Genomic DNA, 266 nt, shown 5'->3' on the forward strand with positions numbered 1-266 from the left:
TCACGACCTTCGCGCGGTCGGCCGCGAAGAAGATGATGTCGCCGTCTTCAGCGCCGGTGCGCTCGAGGATCGCCGCGATCGACGCGTCGTGCAGGTTCTTGACGATCGGGCTTTGCAGGCCGTCGCGGCCCTTCGCCTTCTCGTTGACCTTGATCCACGCGAGGCCCTTCGCGCCGTAGATGCGCACGAATTCCGTGTAGCCGTCGATGTCGCCGCGCGACAGCTCGCCGCCCTTCGGCACGCGCAGCGCCGCGACACGGCCGTCC

The 266-nt window shown here is 68.4% G+C and carries 1 protein-coding gene; it reads right to left on the bottom strand.

Annotation, left to right across the window (positions count from 1 at the left end; all coding sequences use genetic code 11):
- On the bottom strand, positions 1 to 266 hold a 266-nt coding region (locus SB751_RS31305; protein WP_410749183.1), incomplete at both ends, for a GAD domain-containing protein.

Origin of the sequence: Cupriavidus sp. SIMBA_020, assembly GCF_046535395.1 — a bacterium.
Classification (GTDB): domain Bacteria; phylum Pseudomonadota; class Gammaproteobacteria; order Burkholderiales; family Burkholderiaceae; genus Cupriavidus; species Cupriavidus campinensis.